The organism is Pseudobdellovibrio sp. HCB154 (assembly GCF_046267985.1).
Lineage (GTDB): Bacteria > Bdellovibrionota > Bdellovibrionia > Bdellovibrionales > Bdellovibrionaceae > Pseudobdellovibrio.
The window spans coordinates 2,679,301-2,699,408 of record NZ_CP176530.1 but is presented as its reverse complement, the minus strand read 5'-3'; the positions used below and the strand labels follow the sequence as shown (position 1 = coordinate 2,699,408).

General features: G+C 40.0%; 17 protein-coding genes. 16 read left to right on the top strand and 1 reads right to left on the bottom strand.

Annotated elements, in window-relative coordinates:
• Positions 1–2: 2 nt before the first annotated feature.
• The 11 genes from ACKWCF_RS13055 to ACKWCF_RS13005 are packed head-to-tail and all read left to right on the top strand — an operon-like array spanning position 3 to position 11,903.
• Positions 3–3,128 carry a tetratricopeptide repeat protein gene (locus tag ACKWCF_RS13055; RefSeq protein WP_409478035.1) on the top strand — a complete coding sequence of 1,042 codons (3,126 nt, stop codon included), beginning with the start codon at positions 3–5 and terminating at the stop codon, positions 3,126–3,128.
• Positions 3,128–3,988 (top strand): tetratricopeptide repeat protein, encoded by an 861-nt coding sequence (locus ACKWCF_RS13050; RefSeq protein WP_409478034.1) that lies wholly within the window; start codon positions 3,128–3,130, stop codon positions 3,986–3,988. Before ACKWCF_RS13055 ends, ACKWCF_RS13050 begins: the two co-directional genes overlap by 1 nt.
• A 16-nt stretch (positions 3,989–4,004) precedes the next feature.
• Positions 4,005–4,280, top strand: a complete 276-nt coding sequence (locus ACKWCF_RS13045) for a hypothetical protein (protein ID WP_409478033.1) — start codon at positions 4,005–4,007, stop codon at positions 4,278–4,280.
• Positions 4,277–6,307, top strand: coding sequence for an AgmX/PglI C-terminal domain-containing protein (locus ACKWCF_RS13040; RefSeq protein WP_409478032.1), 2,031 nt, complete (start codon positions 4,277–4,279; stop codon positions 6,305–6,307). The genes ACKWCF_RS13045 and ACKWCF_RS13040 overlap by 4 nt, the downstream gene beginning before the upstream one ends.
• Positions 6,308–6,325: 18 nt before the next feature.
• Complete coding sequence (locus ACKWCF_RS13035; RefSeq protein ID WP_409478031.1) at positions 6,326–7,003, top strand: MotA/TolQ/ExbB proton channel family protein; 678 nt, start codon at positions 6,326–6,328, stop codon at positions 7,001–7,003.
• 27 nt (positions 7,004–7,030) lie between these two features.
• Positions 7,031–7,501, top strand: a complete 471-nt coding sequence (locus ACKWCF_RS13030) for an ExbD/TolR family protein (RefSeq protein ID WP_409478030.1) — start codon at positions 7,031–7,033, stop codon at positions 7,499–7,501.
• Positions 7,501–8,109 (top strand): ExbD/TolR family protein, encoded by a 609-nt coding sequence (locus ACKWCF_RS13025; RefSeq protein ID WP_409478029.1) that lies wholly within the window; start codon positions 7,501–7,503, stop codon positions 8,107–8,109. The genes ACKWCF_RS13030 and ACKWCF_RS13025 overlap by 1 nt, the downstream gene beginning before the upstream one ends.
• Complete coding sequence (lptC, locus tag ACKWCF_RS13020; RefSeq protein WP_409478028.1) at positions 8,081–9,103, top strand: LPS export ABC transporter periplasmic protein LptC; 1,023 nt, start codon at positions 8,081–8,083, stop codon at positions 9,101–9,103. The genes ACKWCF_RS13025 and lptC overlap by 29 nt, the downstream gene beginning before the upstream one ends.
• A 9-nt stretch (positions 9,104–9,112) precedes the next feature.
• Positions 9,113–9,850: an LPS export ABC transporter ATP-binding protein gene (lptB, locus tag ACKWCF_RS13015; RefSeq protein ID WP_409478027.1), complete on the top strand. Its 738-nt coding sequence runs from the start codon at positions 9,113–9,115 to the stop codon at positions 9,848–9,850.
• 39 nt (positions 9,851–9,889) lie between these two features.
• Positions 9,890–11,347, top strand: a complete 1,458-nt coding sequence (gene rpoN, locus ACKWCF_RS13010; RefSeq protein ID WP_409478026.1) for an RNA polymerase factor sigma-54 — start codon at positions 9,890–9,892, stop codon at positions 11,345–11,347.
• A gap of 49 nt (positions 11,348–11,396) precedes the next feature.
• Positions 11,397–11,903, top strand: a complete 507-nt coding sequence (locus ACKWCF_RS13005) for an adenine phosphoribosyltransferase (RefSeq protein ID WP_409478025.1) — start codon at positions 11,397–11,399, stop codon at positions 11,901–11,903.
• Between the two features lie 23 nt (positions 11,904–11,926).
• Here the strand turns inward: ACKWCF_RS13005 and ACKWCF_RS13000 are convergent, their stop codons facing one another.
• Positions 11,927–13,054 carry a hypothetical protein gene (locus ACKWCF_RS13000; RefSeq protein ID WP_409478024.1) on the bottom strand — a complete coding sequence of 376 codons (1,128 nt, stop codon included), beginning with the start codon at positions 13,052–13,054 and terminating at the stop codon, positions 11,927–11,929.
• Between the two features lie 186 nt (positions 13,055–13,240).
• Here ACKWCF_RS13000 and ACKWCF_RS12995 point away from each other — a divergent pair, with 186 nt between their 5' ends.
• The 5 genes from ACKWCF_RS12995 (at position 13,241) to ACKWCF_RS12975 (ending at position 20,105) form a co-directional block, all read left to right on the top strand.
• Positions 13,241–15,196: a phospholipase D-like domain-containing protein gene (locus ACKWCF_RS12995; RefSeq protein WP_409478023.1), complete on the top strand. Its 1,956-nt coding sequence runs from the start codon at positions 13,241–13,243 to the stop codon at positions 15,194–15,196.
• A 183-nt stretch (positions 15,197–15,379) separates the two neighbouring features.
• A complete protein-coding gene (locus ACKWCF_RS12990) occupies positions 15,380–16,855 on the top strand; it encodes a phospholipase D-like domain-containing protein (RefSeq protein WP_409478022.1) in 1,476 nt (491 codons plus the stop codon).
• Positions 16,855–17,334, top strand: a complete 480-nt coding sequence (locus ACKWCF_RS12985) for a hypothetical protein (RefSeq protein ID WP_409478021.1) — start codon at positions 16,855–16,857, stop codon at positions 17,332–17,334. Before ACKWCF_RS12990 ends, ACKWCF_RS12985 begins: the two co-directional genes overlap by 1 nt.
• A gap of 11 nt (positions 17,335–17,345) precedes the next feature.
• Entirely contained in the window at positions 17,346–19,325 is a 1,980-nt protein-coding gene (locus tag ACKWCF_RS12980) for a hypothetical protein (RefSeq protein ID WP_409478020.1), read from the top strand.
• Between the two features lie 12 nt (positions 19,326–19,337).
• A complete protein-coding gene (locus ACKWCF_RS12975) occupies positions 19,338–20,105 on the top strand; it encodes a cell division protein FtsQ/DivIB (RefSeq protein ID WP_409478019.1) in 768 nt (255 codons plus the stop codon).
• The last annotated feature ends 3 nt before the right edge of the window (positions 20,106–20,108 follow it).

Sequence of the window (20,108 nt, the reverse complement as noted above, 5' to 3'; positions counted from 1 at the left end):
TTATGAAGAAGATGATTCAATGGCTAATATTTTTTATTGCAACAATTGGGATTCTTGTAGCCAAAGCTGAGATCGCGCATGCGCAATCGAAGAAAAAAATGACTGTCGGCGAGCTTTTAAGTAAAGTTCGTGAAGACAGCCGTGGTGGTAAAATCCAGTCGATGCAGAAAAACGATACATCGGTACCGGATGCTCAGTTTAGCTTTAAACCACAGCAAACAAACTTACAAATCGTTAAACCGCCACGTTCTACTGAGATTTTAAAATTTGAACCAGGTGATGATCAGGCAGAATACGAAAAAACGTTAGACCGTCAGATTCAAGAACTTTATAAATTAACGAAAAAGTTCGAAAATAGCCCCAACCGTGGGGAGTTATGGTTACGTTTAGCCGAGCTTTATGTTGAGAAATCAACATTAGTTGATGCCCGTAAACAAGATCAGTACGACGATCAATTGCGTAAGTTTCAAGAAGGTAAAACAAAAGTTAAACCAAGATTAGATACGAAAGAATCACAGCAGTATAACCGCCGCGCGATTCAATTGTATGAGTGGTTTTTACGTGATTACCCGAATGATGAAAAAGTCAGCCAAGCTTTATTTTTCTTAGGGTATAACTACTTTGAATTAAATGAACCTGCAAAAGGGGCTAGCTATTACGACCAGTTAACTCGTCGTTTTCCGAATTCGCCGTTTGTGGGCGAAGCGCACTTTGCCTTAGGTGAATATTACTTTGAAAACGAAAAATGGGCTGATGCTTATAAAGAGTATTCAAGACTGATCAAAGATAAACGTCACCGTTTGCATTCGTTCTCGTTATATAAAGGTGGCTGGTGTTTATACCGCCTTGGTAGAACAGAAGAAGCGATCAAGTATTTAGATTTTATCATTAAATTAGATGACAGCTCGGCTCGTAAAAAATCGATCCGCAGAACAAAACTTGAGAACGAAGCTTTACGTGATATCGTGGTTTTCTTTTCGGATATCGCCGATACAAAACGTGCAGTTAATTACTTCAGAAGCTTAGGTTTACCTGATGCCAATAACTATATCGAAAAATTAGCTTATTACTACGCTGATAAAGGCGGAAAAGACGCTTCTCGCGATGTATTCCGTTTATTAATCAACGATGATCCAACATCTAAAAAGGCTTTCGAATATCAATACCAAATCGTGCAGAATTACTTCTACTCGAAAAATTCTCCGCAATTTAAAGAAGAGCTTTATAACTGGATCAACAACTTTAAAAAAGATTCACAATGGGCTGAACGTAATAAAGGTGACCAAGCTTTCTTAGATAACGCCTACAAATTACGTGAACAAACATTAAGAAACTATATCTTACAACAGCATCAGACAGCGCAAAACTCACGTGCTCCGTACTCGCGTAAGTTAGCTCAAGAAGGTTACGAAATTTACTTTCAAGAGTTCTCGGATTCAGAACAAGTGGCTGATATGCACTTTTTCTATGCCGAACTTTTATACGACATGAATAAGTTTGAAGAAGCATCAACGCATTACCTATGGGTGGCTGAAAATGCTCCGAAAAGTAAGTACGGTGCAAAATCTGCACAAAACTTATTGTTGTCGATTGAAAAAGCCTTACCTAAAGATGAAGAGTTAGCAAAACGTAAGGGTGATTCAATTGAACCAATACCGCTTGATCCACGAGTTGAAAAATTCTTAAAATCAGCGCAATGGTACACAGAGAAGTTCCCGAACTCTGAAAAAATGGCTGAAATTAAGTTCCGTATGGGTCGTTTGTATTACCAATCGAACCACTTTAATGAAGCTGAAGCGATCTTTAAAGAGATCGTAGCGAAATACCCTAAAACAAAATACTCAGAGTATTCAGCGAATCTTTTATTAGACATCTACAATCTTAAAAAAGATTTCGTAGGTTTAGAAAAAATGGGAACTGAGTTACTGCAAAATGAATCAATTTCTCAGTCAAAAGCCGGTGCGGATATCCGTAACGTTTTAGAGCGCGCAAGCTTTAAAAAAGCCCAAGACTTAGAAGGCGAGAAAAACTATTTAGCTTCAGCTGAGCAGTTCCAGGCTTTCGCAGCCCAAAACTCGAAATCAGAGTTAGTTTCAATGGCGTTATTTAATGCCGGTGTTAACTTCGAGCGTTCGGGTAAAAACTACGAAGCGATTCAAAACTATAAAAAGACAATGTCTACAAATGACAAAAATTCGGCGACAGTTAAGCCAAAAGCGCAAAAGCTTTTAGCTAAACTTTATCAAGATGCCGGTCAATTTGAAGAGTCAGCTAAGCTTTTCAAAAAATCAGCTAATGATAATCCGAATGATCCGTTAATGCCGAACTACTTATTCAATGCTGCTGTAATGTATGAAGCTTTAGGTAACAACAAAGAAGCGATCAGCACTTACAACGAATTTTTAAAAGTGAATAAGTCAGGTAAAGAAAGTGCTGAAACACTTTATAACTTAGCTGAGCTTATGCGTAAATCGAGCACGCCAGGTTGGCAAGCGAAGTACCGTGAATACGCTGAATCTTCAAATGACAGCGCTAAACGCGTAGCTGCTTTCTACTGGGCGGGTCGTGATCACGAAAATAAAGCGATTGCCGTATTTAACAAACTAAGACAATCAGAGCGTTCTGAAGCAGCTAAGTATATTGCGAAAATCAAACTTCGTAATGCTGGTGAACAGTATAACGAATTAGTGGGATTAAAAATTCCAGCTGATCCGAAAAAACAAAAAGCTGTGGTTGATAGAAAGTTAGAATTAGTGACTAAGTTAGGTGAAATCTTAACTGAGACTATTAAGCTAGATTCTGCTGATGAGATCGTATCGTCTTTAGATTTATTAGGCGCTACGAACGAACACATGGGTACAGCCATTATGAATGCGCCACTTCCAGCGGGCTTTAATGACGAACAAAAGAAACAGTACATGGCTGGAATTCAAAAAATCGCTGATCCGTTCTTAAAAAAATCAGATGATTCTTATAAAGCGGCGGTTGAGCGTGGACGCGATTTAGATGTTTATAACGATGGTTATAAACACGCTTTAGCACAAGCGGGTGCAAAAGATAAGAATTTCTATTCAGGTTCAGAGATTTCTTCAGAATCACGTCTGATCCAATGGGTGGGGGATAAATAATGAAACTTAAAAGATTAATTCCAACACTTGTGATTGCATTACCAATGAGTTTAATCGTTGGTTGTGCCTCTTCAGAAAAAAAACAGGAATCTGATCCGGTTGAAGTGACAGATGCTGCTTCTGGAAAAGTGTCTGTACAAAGTCATCATGTTGATTCACCAAGTGCTAAAAAAAATGGAGCGGTGACTGGGGCTACGGCCAGCGAGCGTTTAACAGAAGCAGTACGCCAGCAGAACGACGAAGCGATCTCTCAGGCTACGACTGAGATCTTAACGTCAAATCCTAAAGATGTACGCGCTTTAAATGCCTTAGCGATGGTGTATTACAAACGCGGTCGTTTTGAAGCGGCTGAATATCTTTTAAATAAAGCGATGGCGATTGATAATGACCGCACAGAGCTTTATTCGAACTTAGGTTTAATCAAAATGGCTCAAGGTGAAAAGCGTGAAGCGATTCAAGCTTTCCGCAAAGGTTTATCATTAAACAGCCAAGACGCTGTTATTGGCGCTAACCTTGGTTCAATTTACGTGAAAGAAAAAGATTATTCTAAAGCGGAATTAGCTCTAGAAATTCCTTACCGTAAAGGAACGAAAGATATCAAAACTTTAAGTAATTATGCCATTGCCTTAACAGGCACAGGTAAAGCGAACAAAGCTGAAGAAATTTATGAAAAGTTGATGAAGGATAATCCTGGTCAGCGTGATATTATGTTAAACTATTCAATCTTATTGATTGATCATAAACAAAAATATCGTGAAGGCTTAGATCTTCTTAATAGACTAAAGTTTGTAGGTGCGCCCTCTGAATCCAGAAATCTAATAAAAGATTTGGAATCAAAGGCAAAAGCTGGTTTAAAATAGTATGACGAGGTCGTTTATGTTCCGATCACATCTTGCGTTAATTTTAGGTTTAGCAACTTTGTTAGTTGCGAATGTGTCTTTGGCGCAGAACTACAAATTACGTGCAGGTCAAAAACAAACGTTAAATTTCGAAGACGAGTTAGTTGAGGGTTCAGCGCAGAAGCCTGAATTATTCTATCTTTTCCAAAAGAAGAATTTCAACTACACGCGTTTAATTAAACTTAGAGAAAACTTTTTACCCGAAATGAGAAAAACATCTGAAGACATACAGCGACTTCGGGGGGGACGTTGAAATCTCCGATTATATTTAGAGTATTCAAGAACAATCAAATTCACTTCGTAAAACAATTTATCGACAAAGATCAAATTGTTTTCGGTAGCAGCTTAGATTCTGGTGCTGAAGTCGATGTGGATTTAGAATCAAAAGAAGTGTCGGCGATCCACTGTTTAGTGGAAAAGCGCGGATCACAATTTTACCTATGTGATTTAGGCTCGTCACAAGGCACGTACAAAAATGGCCAAGTGGTTCTTGATGAAGCACTTAATACCAACGATGAATTTCAAGTTGGTCCATTTAAAGTTGTGTTCTTTGTGGGCGTACCGAAACCTGTTCACAATCAAGAAACAAGTTCTGAACTTGTGGTTTCGGCTAAGCCAAGTGAACCACCAGTAAGAACGGTTGTTCCACCACCACCGGCTCCGCCTGTGGCCGTGGTTCCGCCAGCGCCAACTCAAGCTAAGCCAACAATCAATGCGGCTTTCGTGGGTCAACGTGCCGTGAACAAGAGCGCAGCTTATGCACGTATTAAAAAATCTAAAAATCAAAAAACTTTCGCACCAAGCAGTGAGCATCAGAACTTAAATGAGTTCATCAAGCCTGGCCAAGGAAGTTTAGTGCAAGTGATCGTATCGTGGAAAGAGCGTGTTTTATCAACTCACCACTTCGAACCTACTGGCCAATATAGATCAGGTCCTGATCAAGCGATCCAGTTACCACTGGGTGCAGCTCCTAAAGACTGGGTAATGTTAGATTGCTCGTCAGGTGTTGTTGTTCGCATGACTCAAGATATGAAATCTGAAGTTCACCGTGCTGAAGACATCATGGTGTTAGCAGAATCTAATTACCGCTTACAGCAAAACGAAGTTCTATTCGTGCAGTTACCAAACGGCATGCAATTAGCAATTCGTTTTGCACCGAAGACAAAACTAATTCCTTTAGATTCTCCGTTGATTTTAACATCTTCAGAGTTCACAGGAATTTTAGCAGCGTCGATCTTTGCCGTGTTGTTAAGTTTAATTATGTCGGTTCTTGCTCCTAAGGCGACTGAACAAGAAGAAGAAGTTCAGCGTGTAGCGCAAGTGATCTTTAATAAACCGCCAGTTCCGGTGAATCCGCCGGTGATTCCTGTACCACCGCCTAAACCGCCAGAGGTACAACCACCGCCGCCACCGAAACCACCTGAACCACCGAAAAAAGTGGCTATCACTGATAAGGTGCAAGAGGTTAAAACGAAAGGTGATCCGAATAAGCAAGAGCAAAAAGCTCAAGCAGCTTCATCATCTGGGCGCGCAAGCGAAGTTAAACCGAAAGATTCAAAACTTAAAACGAAAATGTTCACTTCAACTAAGCAAGGTGGAGCTGTTAAGACAGGTCCTAAAGCAGGAGCGAATGCGCAATCAAAAGAGCCAGATCCAACAAATGCGGGTCTTCTTTCAGCGTTCGGTTCAGGTGGAGCACGTTCACAGTTAGATAAAGCTTACTCAGGTTCTGGTGAAGCGTTAGGTGCCGGTGAAAAAGCAACGGGTGCTTCGGGCTTTAACGAAAACCGTGCAGGTAACGACCTAGGTTCAAAATTCAAAGATACAGGAGCGGGCGGTAAAGGAACTGCCACTCAAGGTATCTCTGGAGTGGGAACTAAAGGTGGTTCTGGTTACGGCACAGGAACTGGTGGATCGGGTTTTGGTAACAAAGATTCAGTTGCAATTCAAGCGGGTGGAGCAGAAGAAGAATTTATCGGTTCTATCGATAAAGAAGCTGTTCGCCGTGCGGTAAGATCAGCGCTTTTATCTTTCAAAGCTTGTTATGACCGTGAATACAAAAAAGATACTAAGTTAGAAGGTAAAGTTGTGATCTCGTGGGAAATCCATGAAAAAGGGATCGCAAAAAATGCCCGCGTACTTAAAGACAAATCAACACTGGGCAATTCAGCGGTTGAAGAGTGTGTACGTGCAAGATTAATGACATTAAGATTCCCTGAACCACCTCCGGGTGCAATGGCTGAAGCCGTTTATCCGTTCTTGTTTCAGGGGCAAAGATAATTATACGAGGAGAGTATAGTGGAACCAACAGCAGCAGTAGTAGCAACAGCAGATAACGTGAATCCGATCGTACGTGCGTTCACCGAAGGTGGAAGCGTAATGTACATCATCGCATTCATCGCGGTATTAACTTTGATTTTAGTTGTGGAAAGATTCATGACTTTAAAATCATTGCGCGTGGATAAAAAAGAATTCGCAGACCAAGTGTTTCGTATGATCATTGGTGGCGACATCAGACAAGCGATTTCATTTTGTGATTCTCGCCCAACACCACTTGCAAATACAGTTAAAGCAGGTTTAGTTGGCGCTTTAAATAAACGTCCAGATGAAGAAATCCAAGTAGCTATGGACGCAGCAGTTATGCGCGAAATGCCAAAGTTAGAAGGTTGGACTTCATTCTTAGCTGTATTCGGTAACATCGCCGTATTAGCGGGTCTATTAGGTACAATCTTAGGTATGATCGGTTCATTCCGCGCGGTATCTTCAGCAGATCCAGCAACGAAAGCGACATTACTTTCTCAAGGTATCTCGCATGCCTTAAACTGTACGGGTTTTGGTCTTTCGGTTTCAATCGTAGCTATCGTAGCTTACGGTTTATTCCAGCACATGATCCAAAAATCTGAAAACGAAATGATCGAGACAAGCATGTCACTAATGAACTTAGTAGCTGCTAATCGCGATAAAATGAAAGACTAATTGTTTAGAATTTTTTGAGGTAAACGCATGGCTCATATTGAAACCGGTGGCCGGGGACGAAGTAAAAATTTTGATCTGAATCTAGTTCCGTTCATTGACTTAATGTCAGTGTTGATCACCTTTCTATTGATCTCGGCTGTGTGGACTCAAGTTTCGATGATTCAATTAGGCGCTTCATTTGCTTCGCCGAAAGATCCAAATCAAGAGGTGATTACTCCTCCACCTCTTGAAGATTTAGTTTTACGTTTGGATATCAAAGCTACGGGATACGTTCTTTATGTTGGTAAAGATGTACGTGCCATCCCGATGTTAAACGGTGAATATGATAAAGAAGCCTTAGTTGCTGATTTAGAAAAAGTTAAACAAATGTATCCTGATAAAGGTGGCATTAAAATGGCCATCGAAAATGAAATTAAATATGAACATGTGGTAACAGCTATGGATTTAGGGTTACGCGCAGGTTTTTCTCCGGAATTATTAACTGGGGGACCTAACTAATGGCAATTCAAAAACCCGGTCAAAGACATCGCTATCATAGACTTTTAAAACGCCGTGGCGGAAAACGTTCCGTAACAGCGATTTTATCGTTAACAGCGATGGTTGATATGTTCACCGTGTTAGTTATTTTCTTATTACAAAACTACAATACAACAGGCGAAATTCTTTACATCCCTAAAGAAGTCACTCTTCCGAAAGCGGCTCGAGTGAATGAATTAAAACCAGCGGTTGTGGTTACTGTATCAGCAAAAGAAGTTTTGATCGACAGAACTCCTGTTGCGACATTTGCTGAAGTGCAAGCTTCAACAGACTGGGTTATTCCGAATTTACGTGACCAGGTGCGTGTACTTCTTGAAAAAGCAAAATCTGACCAAGAAGCTAAATTACAGAATAAAATTCGTAACGTAGTTGATAAAACTGTGGGTAACGAAGAAGTAGATCCGAACGCTTGGAGAAAAGTCACTTTACAAGCGGATAAAGATATGGATTATTTAACTTTGAAAAAAGTAATGTATTCAATCTATGAGGCCGGCGGAGGCCCAATTAATTTTGCAGTAGCAAAAGAAGCAGAAAATAAAAATGCTACTCAGGAAGTTAAAACTCAATAAAATTTCTATCTTTCTTTTTGTGGTGATTGGCCTGATCTTTATTCAGGCTTTATTAATGGCACCACAAGAGATTTCTCCGTCTGAAATCAGACGTGCCAAGCAGATAGCTGAAAAAGAAAAAGCCGAAAAAGAAGCTGAAGCCCAAAAAAATCCTGTAGAGGCACCAAAACGTAAAGCCGTCGAACAAAAGATGGTTGGTGTGCATTTAGTTGAAAATTCAAATAACTCCAAAGGGTGGGAGCTGCATGCTGACGAAGCTACGGGTTCAAGCGATGAGTTGTGGGTTTTAAAAAAAGTAAAAGTTGAATTCTTTAACGAAAACGAATCAAGTTTCGTGGTTTCAGGCGATGTCGGCGAAATCAACGGGCAAACTAAAAATATGGTGATCCGCGGGCAAGTGGTCACACAATCATCGAATGGCTATCAATTCGAAACAAATGATTTAAAGTATGTCGCTGATGATAAAGAACTTGTCAGCGATAGTCCGGTAAGTATGCTTGGGCCTGATGATAAAAATGGCGCTGGTTTTAAGCTGACTGGTAACGGGTTTAAAATCGACCTTGTATCCAACAAGATGTATATCGAATCAAACATCGAAGCTAGTAAGATGATGGATAATAAAAACTTTCACGTCACATCAAACTCAGCCGAATTTTCGAATAAAAGCCAAGAGGCTTTGTTTTCTGGTAGCGTGAAGATGAGTTTTGATAAAACAAAAGTGACAGCTCCTCAGGCTTTCTTTAAATATTCAGAAAAGCAGAAGGCCTTGCAATCAATTTTGTTGAAAGACCAAGTGGTTCTTAAAGATGAAGGTAAGAGCGCTGTGTGTCAGCAACTTTTGATGAATCTGATCGAAGACACCATGACCTTAAGTGGTCATCCGAAAGTCCAGATGGGCGAGGATGAAATTCAAGGTGAAGAAATCGTCTTCCTAGAAGGCGGAAAAAAAGTTAAGATAAATAAGGTAAAAATCGACTCTAAAAAACTGCAGTAGAAAGATCCCATGGCTGAAAACGCAACAAGTACCTTAACCATCAAAAATATTTCAAAAAAATATGGTGAGCGTTTAGTCGTTAAAGATGTTTCTTTTGAAGTGCAGTCAGGACAAGTTGTAGGCCTGTTAGGCCCCAACGGGGCGGGTAAGACAACATCATTCTATATGGTGGTGGGTTTAGTTAAATCCGATTCAGGTTCGATTCTGTTAAATGCTTTAGAAATTTCAGAATATCCGATGTACAAACGCGCGCGCGCAGGTCTTAGTTATTTAGCGCAAGAGCCGAGTATTTTTCGCCGCATGACGGTTGAAGACAATATTTTAGTGGCTCTAGAAGCTCATGGTTACAATCCTCAGGAGCGCCGCGAAAAATTAGAGAGTCTTTTACAAGATTTCCGAGTCAATCATATTCGCGAATCTTTTGGTTATGCTTTATCCGGTGGTGAGCGTCGCAGGGTAGAAATCGCTCGCGCTTTAGCTGGTTCACCGCATTTTCTGTTGTTGGATGAACCATTCGCAGGTATTGATCCTATTGCCGTCGGGGAAATTCAAAATATCATTCGTGATCTTAAGGCCAAAGGTATAGGAGTTTTGATCACTGACCACAACGTGCGTGAGACTTTAGGGATTTGCGATTATGCTTATATCTTAAAGGATGGAATCATCCAAGTGAGCGGAAATTCTGAACAAATCGCCAATTCAGAAACAGCTCGTAAGTTTTACTTGGGCGAGAATTTTAAACTGTAATTACTAAGTTATTAAAACAACAAGGAATTGAGTTAGCAAATGGCAATGAAGCAAACGATGAATTTAAGTCAGGGCTTGGTAATTACGCCGCAGTTACAGCAGGCGATCAAGTTGCTTCAGATGTCACGCTTAGAACTAGAATCTCAAGTTCGTAATGAGTTAGAAGAAAATCCAATCTTAGAAGAAGCTGAAGTTTTAAAAGAAGAAGACTTCGAACGTACCAAAGAAGCCGCAGCCCAAGTTGATGGCGGTGAACAGTCTGAAGGACGTACTGACGCGCAAACTGCCGAAGTGCAAGATCCGCAAAAACAAGACGAATTTGAATGGGAAAATTACTTAGAAATCCAACATAAAATGCCACGGGAAGCGAGTTCAGGTTCTGAAGAGATCATGAACTACGAAAACGTGATCTCAACAACACAAACGTTGCACGATCATTTATACTGGCAAGCTAAAATGGCCGGTTTTTCTGCCGAAGAAGAATTAGCCGCAGATGCGTTAATCGCGTACATCGATGACGATGGTTACATCAAAACACCGTTAGCACAAATCGCTGAAGAAGAAAAAATCGATCTGCAAATGTTAGAAGATACGCTAACGTTAATTCACGAATTTGACCCTGCCGGTGTGGGTGCTCGTGATCTTAAAGAGTGTTTATTAGTTCAAGCTAAACACATCGAAGAAGATACAACGGATTTAGTGACGTTAATCAATAATCACTTAAAAGATTTAGAGAAAAAGAATTACGACGCTATTGCCAAGGCTTTACAAAAGCCCATGGAAGAGATCATCGATATGTGTAAAATCATCTACGCGATGGACCCAAAGCCAGGCCGCGCGTACGCAGGCAACGACACGCACTATGTAACACCAGATGTTTACGTGTACAAAGTAGGCGATGATTTCAGCGTATCGTTAAATGAAGACGGTTTACCAAAATTAAGAATTTCAAATTACTACCGTAACATGTTAAAAGGCGGCGCTACTCCGACAGGGGACGCAAAAGCTGCAGATTTTATCTCTGAAAAGTTAAAATCAGCGGTTTGGTTAATTAAATCAATTCACCAACGCCAAAGAACAATTTATAAGGTGTCAGATTCAATCGTAAAACATCAACGCGAATTCTTCGAAAAAGGAACAGCGTTCTTAAAACCAATGATCTTACGTGATATCGCAGCCGACATCGGTATGCATGAATCAACGGTTTCGCGCGTAACAACAGCGAAATACATGCACACCCCACAAGGCATTTTCGAATTAAAATACTTCTTCAACTCAGGTATCGCATCGACTGATGGTGATGCCTTAGCCTCAGAAGCAGTTAAGCTTAAAATTAAAGAGCTTGTGGCGAAAGAAGATCCGAAAAAGCCATTATCAGATCAGAAACTGGTAGATCTGCTAAAAAAAGATGGTGTAGATATCGCTCGTCGCACGGTCGCCAAATACCGCGAAGTGCTTAAGATTCTTCCATCTTCACAGCGTAAAAAAATGTTTTAGCAAGCCGCAGACTTGCTTCAGGGTTCAAAATCGACTACTGTCCGAGGTTATGAAGTCTTATCAAAAATTAATTCGTGATGTAGCTGATTTTCCAATTCCAGGTGTGATGTTTCGTGATGTAACGCCGTTACTTCAAGATGCAGCCGCGTTTAAGCAAGTGACTGAAGATTTTGGAAAATTAATTAACTTAGATGATGTTGATGTCTTTGTTGGTATCGAATCACGTGGGTTTATTTTTGGTACAGCTTTAGCTGCGCATTTTAACAAAGGTTTTTTACCTTTAAGAAAAGCGGGAAAACTTCCGCCGCCAACAATCAAAGAATCTTACAAGCTTGAATACGGTGAGGCCACTTTAGAAATCGCACCGACGCAAAAGCCATTACGTGCTGTTGTTGTTGATGACGTATTAGCAACTGGTGGAACATTAAAAGCTTCAATCAGCCTTTGTGAAAAAGCGGGTTACAAAGTTTCTGATGTTTTAGTTTTAATTAATCTAACATTTCTGAATGAAATGAAGTTTAAAAACGAACCGATCAAATCTTTAATTCAGTATTAGTAAGTCGAAGACTTATATTTCATTTAGCGTCGGCGGCCAGGTTCTTTCCACATCTCGATACACTCAAAGTGTTCAAGCGGGCGGTCATTTACGAATGGAAAAACCTGCATATAATCTTGGTATTGGCCCATTCCTGAAGTGTAAAAGTTAATATTTTTCATTGCTGGCGACCTGGCTTTAAAACGTGAGGGAAACATCACCGCTTCAGTGGCGATGCGTACAGCGTTTTTCCAAATATCAACTTCAGCTTGGCTGGCGCGTTTAGTTTTCCAGAACGGCTTATTTACAGCGCGTGCGGGGCATAAACTGTGATGAAGCGGGCCATTTACTTTTCCGCTCGCATAAACTTTCCAAACATTAAATTTTTCAGGTGTTGTCACGATTCGTGTCAGTGGCGGAAGGCTTGCGACCTTACGTTTAACTTGCGACTTCGTCCATTCTTTAAAACGTGATTTGTTATCAAAACGGTTAACGGCAACAAGCGCTGCAGCGATGGGATATTGTAAACCTTTACGAAAGCACTTACCCATTTCACCGTAAATAGTGCGCGCTAATGAGTCGATATTTACTAAGTCTTCAGTAGTCATAGGTTTCATCTGTTCATTCACCAGGCGCGGGATTTTTTGTTTTTTCAAGCGACCCAAAACATACGCATCAAACACGTTATCTGACGGTAGTTTGGTCGGCATAACAGTTGGATCTTTCAGCGGGCATTCGCCTACTAAATCATAAATTTGTGTGGCAGCTTTTAAAGTGTTCGGTGATTTTTTTCCACCTTTACCAACAGCAGCCGGCATACGGCTATTGCCATCATCAGAATAAAAAGCTTCTAATCTTTTTTCAGTTAATAAATAAAGCGGAAGGTATCCTTCGCCATCTTTAAAATTCACGGGAACAAAAACCTCACTGGTTTTTGAATCATCAAAAGGATCTGTGGTCTGAGCCTGAAACTCTTTGCCGGTAATAGTGATCTGGGTCGAGCGATCCAATTTGAGATGGCCTTCGCCGCATTGGCCGTTTTTACACCAATACACTGAAGCTTTATCGTCGCCTTCGAGAGTCGACAGATAAACAGTTTTGCCGGCTTGAGCCTGACTTAAAAAGGTAAATAAAAGACCCATGAAAAAGGTCGTTAATACATATCTTTTCACCAGACCTTTATCGGTAAAACAGGAGGCGATTTTGACTTTTTTAACGTGTTTTTTGTGTTTTTCGTCTCACTCTAAAACAGCGTGAGTGCCAATTTGCGTAGAGGGTCTATTTCGTATCCAGTTAAGCGAGCTTAAAAAACCTATATTTGGTTAGGGGTGGCATCAGGTCTGCTTTAAACCCTTTATATGAAAAACCTTAAAAACAAACTAAGTATCGGTTTAGCGTGTCTCACTTTAACACAAATGATCGCCCAACCGGCTTTCGCGCGCCCAACTTTTTTAGCCGAGATTAAGGCTGAAGATCAACGTGTAGAGGTCACTAAAGCCGCGATTAAAAAGTCTTTACCGAAGGTTTCACCTGACAAGCTTGAAAGAATTGCTTCGTATTTAGTTTCGATTGGTTTAACGCCAGATAAATCTAATTTTAAGTTTCAAGTCACACGCATATTAAATTCATCGACGCAGTTTTTATTCTGTGAGGATGTTGAAGATTGGTCATGTTTAGAAGCTAAAGCTACAGTTGAGCCTAAATCTAAAATGCGCCAAGAAGTGTACCCGAATTTAGGTACTGCGGTTCCTGCAGGGGAATCATTAGAGCTTGAGTATTTCTTTACAAACGGTTGGTATGACAATTACGTGAATAAGCGCGAAGATTTCGTTATTCCGGAAACAACTGTCGCTGAAATTTTAGCTGAGAAAATCAAAACTGAAGGCGAAAAGAAAATGTTTTTAGCCTTATACGGTATTGATGACATTCAAGATACAATGGCTTCAGTATTTAATGCGATTGCAGACCGCGTAAAAGCCGGTGTAGCCACGTACGCGGTATTAGATGTGTCTGATGAAGCACAGGCCAACTCGTTCCCGCGCGATTACAACATGACTAAATTACCAGATGGTAAATACGCTTTAGGTAATAAAAAAGTTGAATTAGATTATTCATATATTAATCCAACAGATAAAGCCAATGCGGCCTTCTTGCCACCGAGCTGGGCTAAGCAGTATTTAACAGATGTAGCTGTATTAGCTAAATCAATGAAACAATTTGATTTACGTAAATACTTACAAAAAGAAATGTTTATCAAACCACCTGCAACGACTAAAATTTACGACTTACAAGTGGCTGACTTAACTTGGATTGGTCTTTACAAAGATTTATCTAACTACGAAGAAACTTTATCACGTACACCATTCCAATACGCCAATAGCTTACAAGTATTGCGCTTATTAAATTCAATGATCAAAACGAATGAACAAGCGCGTGCCCGTATCGAATTCCCTTTTACAGGTATCATGCATAATAAGTTTGTTGTGTTTGAGAAAAACGATGGTTCACGTTCGGTTTGGTCAGGCACTACAAACGTAGCGCGTACTTGTATGGGTGACGAATCAAATTCAAACTTAGCTATTCTTATTAAGAACAGTACGATTGCTAATGCGTTCTTAGCTGAATTTACAGAAATGCACCAAGGTCAAAACGACAGTGCTTCAAAACCAAAAACGTTATTAACAGGCGCATTCCATGATAAAAAACGCCCAAATACACAACGTTATTTTACATTTACTGATGGCACTGAAGCGCGTGTTCACTTTTCTCCAACGGATGATGGTGAACACCGCGTATTATTACCGATGGTTTACTCTGCTAAAAAAGGTGATTTATTAAGAATCTCTATGTTCGGTGGTGGCGGCTTTGAAATGGTTCGCGCTATGCAAGCAGCGGTTGCCCGTGGTGTAGATATTCGTATCGTATTTGATAATTTAACTGGTGCCGGTGCCAATTCTTGGTGGAAGGCTAAAGATGCGAACTTACTTCAAGAAAATCCTTACGCAAAAAATCCTACAGGTTCAGTTGAAGTTAGAAAAAATAACTGGAACGGTTTAAATCACCATAAATCTGCAACCTTATCTCGCTTACAAAAAGATGGATCTTATAAATCTGAAGTGATTATTATCGGTTCACAAAACTGGTCGCAAACAGGTAACGATATCAACGATGAAAACATGGTAACGATCAGAAATAAGCAAAAAGAATTAGATGTGATGAAAGCATTTAATAAAGAATTCGATGAAAAAATGTGGCCTTCATCATCGTTAGTTGGTCAGGGTAAAGACGCTGACGGCGCCGGTGCCGAAGAGTAATTTTGATAAGACACACTGAACACAGGCTGGACCATTATCCAGCTTGTTAAGATTGTGAAAAGATAGCAAGACCTTCGTCTTAACATGTGAGCTCCGGAAGTGGAGCACTTTTTTATTTCATTTTAAAAAAACATATTCTCCTTTACTCTGAAAGTGTCTGTTTTAACAGCGAAGGAGACTGCTATGTTTTCATGGAAGAAAGCGGTGATGGCTATCTGTTTGGCTTCGGTATTTTCTTGCCAAACTTTTACCTCATCAGATCGTAATGTTGCGCAAGAGCAACCTGAAGAAAATCAAGAAGTTAAGTACTTCGACCGTCTACAAGATTACAAACCGTACAAATACGAAGTTTTATTCACTGACCCTGAGTGCGGTGTTTACACGTACACGCAAGAAGTGAAAAGCAATAGCGGTAAAACGTTAAAACAAAAGCCTGAAAACGTATATTGCAAAAACAAATACGATCTACGCCGTTCGGGTGACCGTCCGCAGTCTCCACAGTACCGTTTAGTTGAGTGGATCAACCAACCAAACGTTAAAGAAATTTTCTTCACATACCTTTCTTTCAGAAACAAAACTGTGACTAGAGCTTTATGTGAAGTAGCTAAAAAAGGCGTAAAAATCCGCTTTGTAATGAGCAGCACAGAAGACACAACTGTTGCTCAAGAACTAGTAGCTTGTGCTCCTGAAAATGTTGAAATGAAATTGCGTGGTATGGAAGGTGACTTAGGATTTGCGCATAATAAATTCTTTATCATCAATCCAAACTCTAAATACGAATTTAAAGTTGTATTCTCTTCGGGTAATATGACTTCAGGCCCTGTAATTCATCATGAAAACTGGAACTTCATTACAACAAATGCCAATTCACAGTTTGCGCAATCTCACATTTGTGCGATGAAAGCTGAATGGGATGAAGTTTCTGGCCGTTCACGTGCTGAATACATCAAATCAATCAGAAACTGCCGCCAAGCGATCAAAGCTCCTGAAGAAAAAGATATCAAAGTTTTCTTCGTGCCTGGTGAAGGCGAACCTGAATTTGGTGTGAAAAAGAAAACAGCTGTTGATTACATGTTATATGGTGATGAACAAGCGGGTACTCCAGGTATCACGAATGCAAAAAGAATCTGGTTAGCTTGCCACAGATTTTTCTACTCGAAAATGATCAATGGTTTATCAAAACGTATGTCATCTAAATACCGTCCAGACATGAGAATCGTTTGTGATGACGATACTTATTACAAAGCCAATGATCCTGATTACCAAGTTGGCGATACAATGCCGCAAGAATATTACAACATGGACAAGTTAGCACAAAAAGGTGCGCAACTTAAATTCATGGAAACAAACGGTGATGAGCACCAGTTACATCACAGCAAATACTTAATCTTCGCTGATAAAAACTCTAAAGGTAATAACCCTAATGACTTCTCAGCAGTATTTACCGGTTCAGCTAACTTAACTGGTGCTGGCTTTAACAAAAACTGGGAAAACTCTTACTACGTAACAATTCCTGAAGTGGTTCACAGATTTGCTGACCACTATGTTTATACTTGGGAAAAACTGGCAACAGCGATTCCTGATCTGCCTGCTAAAGGCGCTGTGGGTGAATATTTAATTGATCAACCTATTATTAAGAAAAACGGAGAACAACAATAATGAAAAAGATTTACGTTATTGCAGCAATCGCATTGCTTGCATCATGTGGTCATAATCCGGTTGCAGATAATGTCAACCCTACGTTCGATCGCGCGCCGTCTTCTACATCTGAAATGATGAGTTGCGGTTTATTGGGTTCAACTGAAACTGCAAGAAACGCAGTTGATGTGAACTACTCTGAAAAAATTGATGACCGTCTTTACTCGTTACAAGTTGATTGTAATAAAGACCAAGTTGTTGATTTAGAAAAAGAAAGCTTAATTGTTGGTATTCCTGTAAACCAAGTTAGTCGTTCACAAAAAGGCTGGATTACTCGTTGGCGTAAAATTGCGGTGAAAGTTCAAAAAAACCAAGCTGCTAAGCCTTACGTTTGCATGAAGTACCAAGCTTCTTATGATCCATGCACAGCAAACAAAAATGTTTACGGAATGGCTCCTAGATTTTCTAGCAAAATCAATTTCGGTAAGAAAGTTAAATAGGGAACTACCAGATGAAAAAATTATTATTAATTTCAAGCTTATTAGTTAGTTCAGTAACAGTGTCGGCAGCCGATTTTAAAGATATCATGCCGCCAATTCCAGCGGGCTCTAATCCAGAAGCTATCTGGCAAGCGTACTGCGGTGGAAACAGAAACTCGGCTGATATTCCAACACCGAATTACAAAAATAAAGATGTTTTAGCCGCAGTAAAAAAATTAGCGATGGTTTCTCCATACAGCTTTTATTTCTACTCTGGTCCTCTTTACACTTACAACTTAAGAAACGGTAAAGAGTTAGTTGATGTTCCAGCTGAATTTCCGGCAAATGTTCAAGAAGTGAAAAACGGCCGCAAGAATGCGCACGCTTTCATGACTTTACTTTGTGGTGAATTCCGTGACCGTCCTTCTTTAATTAAAGAAAAAATCCGTTGGGTTAACAGAATGTATACGTTACCAACTACGCCGCAGAAAACGATCAACATCAAACACGAGTTATGGTCACAGGTTTCTGCGCACTCATACGCAAACTACATCGAAAATTCAAAAGCAATTTTCAATGCTAAAGAAAGAGAAGCGCGTAAGTACGATGTAAAACTTGGAACTTACAGAGAAGATACGCCGATTGAGCCTTTCACAGTTTGTGAAACAAAGTTCATCTTCAAAAAATACGTTGAAACAAACTCTTTATTTGGTGCTCGTAGTTCTGGTGGCGCTGATGAAGAAGAGTATTATGATGAAGAGGAATTGGACGAGCACGGTGCTGTTGGTAAGTCGAATGTAAACAAAAAGCGTAACGTAGCTCAGGCTAAAAACAGTGCGCTTGCAGCTTACAAAAAAGAGTACACTAAATTCAAAGCTCGTTGTAACCAAGAAGACTTAGATTATATCTACGATTTCCGTGGTGACTCGAACTTTAAACCAAATTCTCCTGAATCAAATGGTATGATTTGGTACTCTTCTACGATCACGAATAACTGTACAAGAACTAAAGACGGTAAGTACGTTCTTAAAACAGCTTCAAAAGATAAAGTTTCTGATCCCAATATCTGTGAAAAGTATGCGAGTGCGCCATTTGCTTACCGTTGGTCAGCAGCCCGTGCGGGTTTAGCAACTTGGATGTTACGTGATCAAAAATTTGATTCTACTTTCTCTGCAGAAGGTGACTCTGTTTACATCATTCCAAATTTAAATCCTGTAGCAGGTCCTTTCGGATTTAAAATGCCGGTAAAAGATTCTTTCTATGAAGAAGAATTATACCAAAACGATAAAGGTGAATATATCAAGTGGGATGATAACACAGGTGAAGAAAAAGTTATGACAGCTGAAGATGTTGAAGCTCATAAAGCTAAACAAGCTCAGTTAAAAGCAGAGCATGAAGCAAGAGTAGCTGCAGCTAACGTAACTTACACTGACTTCGTTAAATCTTGGGAAGCGCAAAAAGACGTTTTCTGGAAACGCCCTGACTTAGGTTTCAACTCATTAACGGGTTTAGGTTCTAAATCTGTGGATAAAGGTTTTGCTTACGAGCGTATCCGTGATGCGGTTAACCGTCACACTGACTGGTATTCTTCTGGTTATGAAGATGGTTTTGGTATCTCACGTGACCAAGCTTACTCTCCATTCGTAGCTTCTTCTTACGAGATGTCAGCTTCTGATGGTTTCACTGCTCCGGGTGTTACAGTTCAGTCTCCGGCAGATGGTTGCAAACACTGGATGTTCGTATTCAAACTTAAAAAAGATCAATGGTACAACACTCACTCAGTACAAAATAAAGTACCTGTGAACTTTAACTACCACTGGTTCGATGAAACATCTTTCGGTACAAACCACTTAGCTGATTCTGAGCATGCGTTTGACCGTTTAGGTACAGCTTTAGAGGGTGAAATGGATGTTATCCTTTACCTTCACAAGTTAAATACATCTGGTCAGGTTAATGAGCAATGTGGTTATGAAGAAATGGGCCTACAAGTTGAAGCTGTAGGTAAAAACTAATAGGATATTTTAGTGAACTGGTTACGTCTTAGATTTTATTTTCGTTTGTTCTTTATTTTCGTAGTAGTGCCGGCGGCAGTTTTTGCGTCGGTCTACACACTGGACCAGCGCGGTTTTTTCGCCATCGAAGAAATCGAGATGAAGGTGATGACAAAATCAGAACAGTTAAACTTTTCTAAGCCGTACTTAGATAAACTCAATCAAGAGTTATCTTCATATAAAGGGCAGTCGTTATGGCGACTGTCTTTATCTCAAGTTTCAGATAAATTAAAAGCTAAAAGTTGGATCAAAGATTTTCGTATTTCGCGTTCATGGCCAAACGCTATCAACGTTGAAATCGAACCAAAAATCTTAAGTTTGCTTTACGTTGATCAAAAAAGATTAGCTGAAGGTTTCGTGCGTCCGGTAACAACTGATGGTGCCATCCTACCTGAAGTTGATACGGCTCAAGCTCCACCTCTTGCGATGCTAAAAGGTGAAGTTTTTGTAAAAGATGAAGCGAAAAGAAAAACCGCGGTTGAACTCTTAAAATCTCTTCCTGAAGAAGGAAAACTCTCTCACAAAATCATTTCAGAAATCGGCTTTGATAACAAAGAAGGTTACTGGGTTGAAGTGGCGAAAACCAATATCAAAATCAAATTAGGCGAAGATCAATTCGCTGTGAAATCGGCGCGCGTTTCTCAAGTGTTAGATTATCTTGAAAAGCGTGATCTTAAAGCACGCGTCATAGACGCAAATCTTTCAAAAAAAGTTCTTGTCAGGTTGCAGCAGACTCCTTAAGCT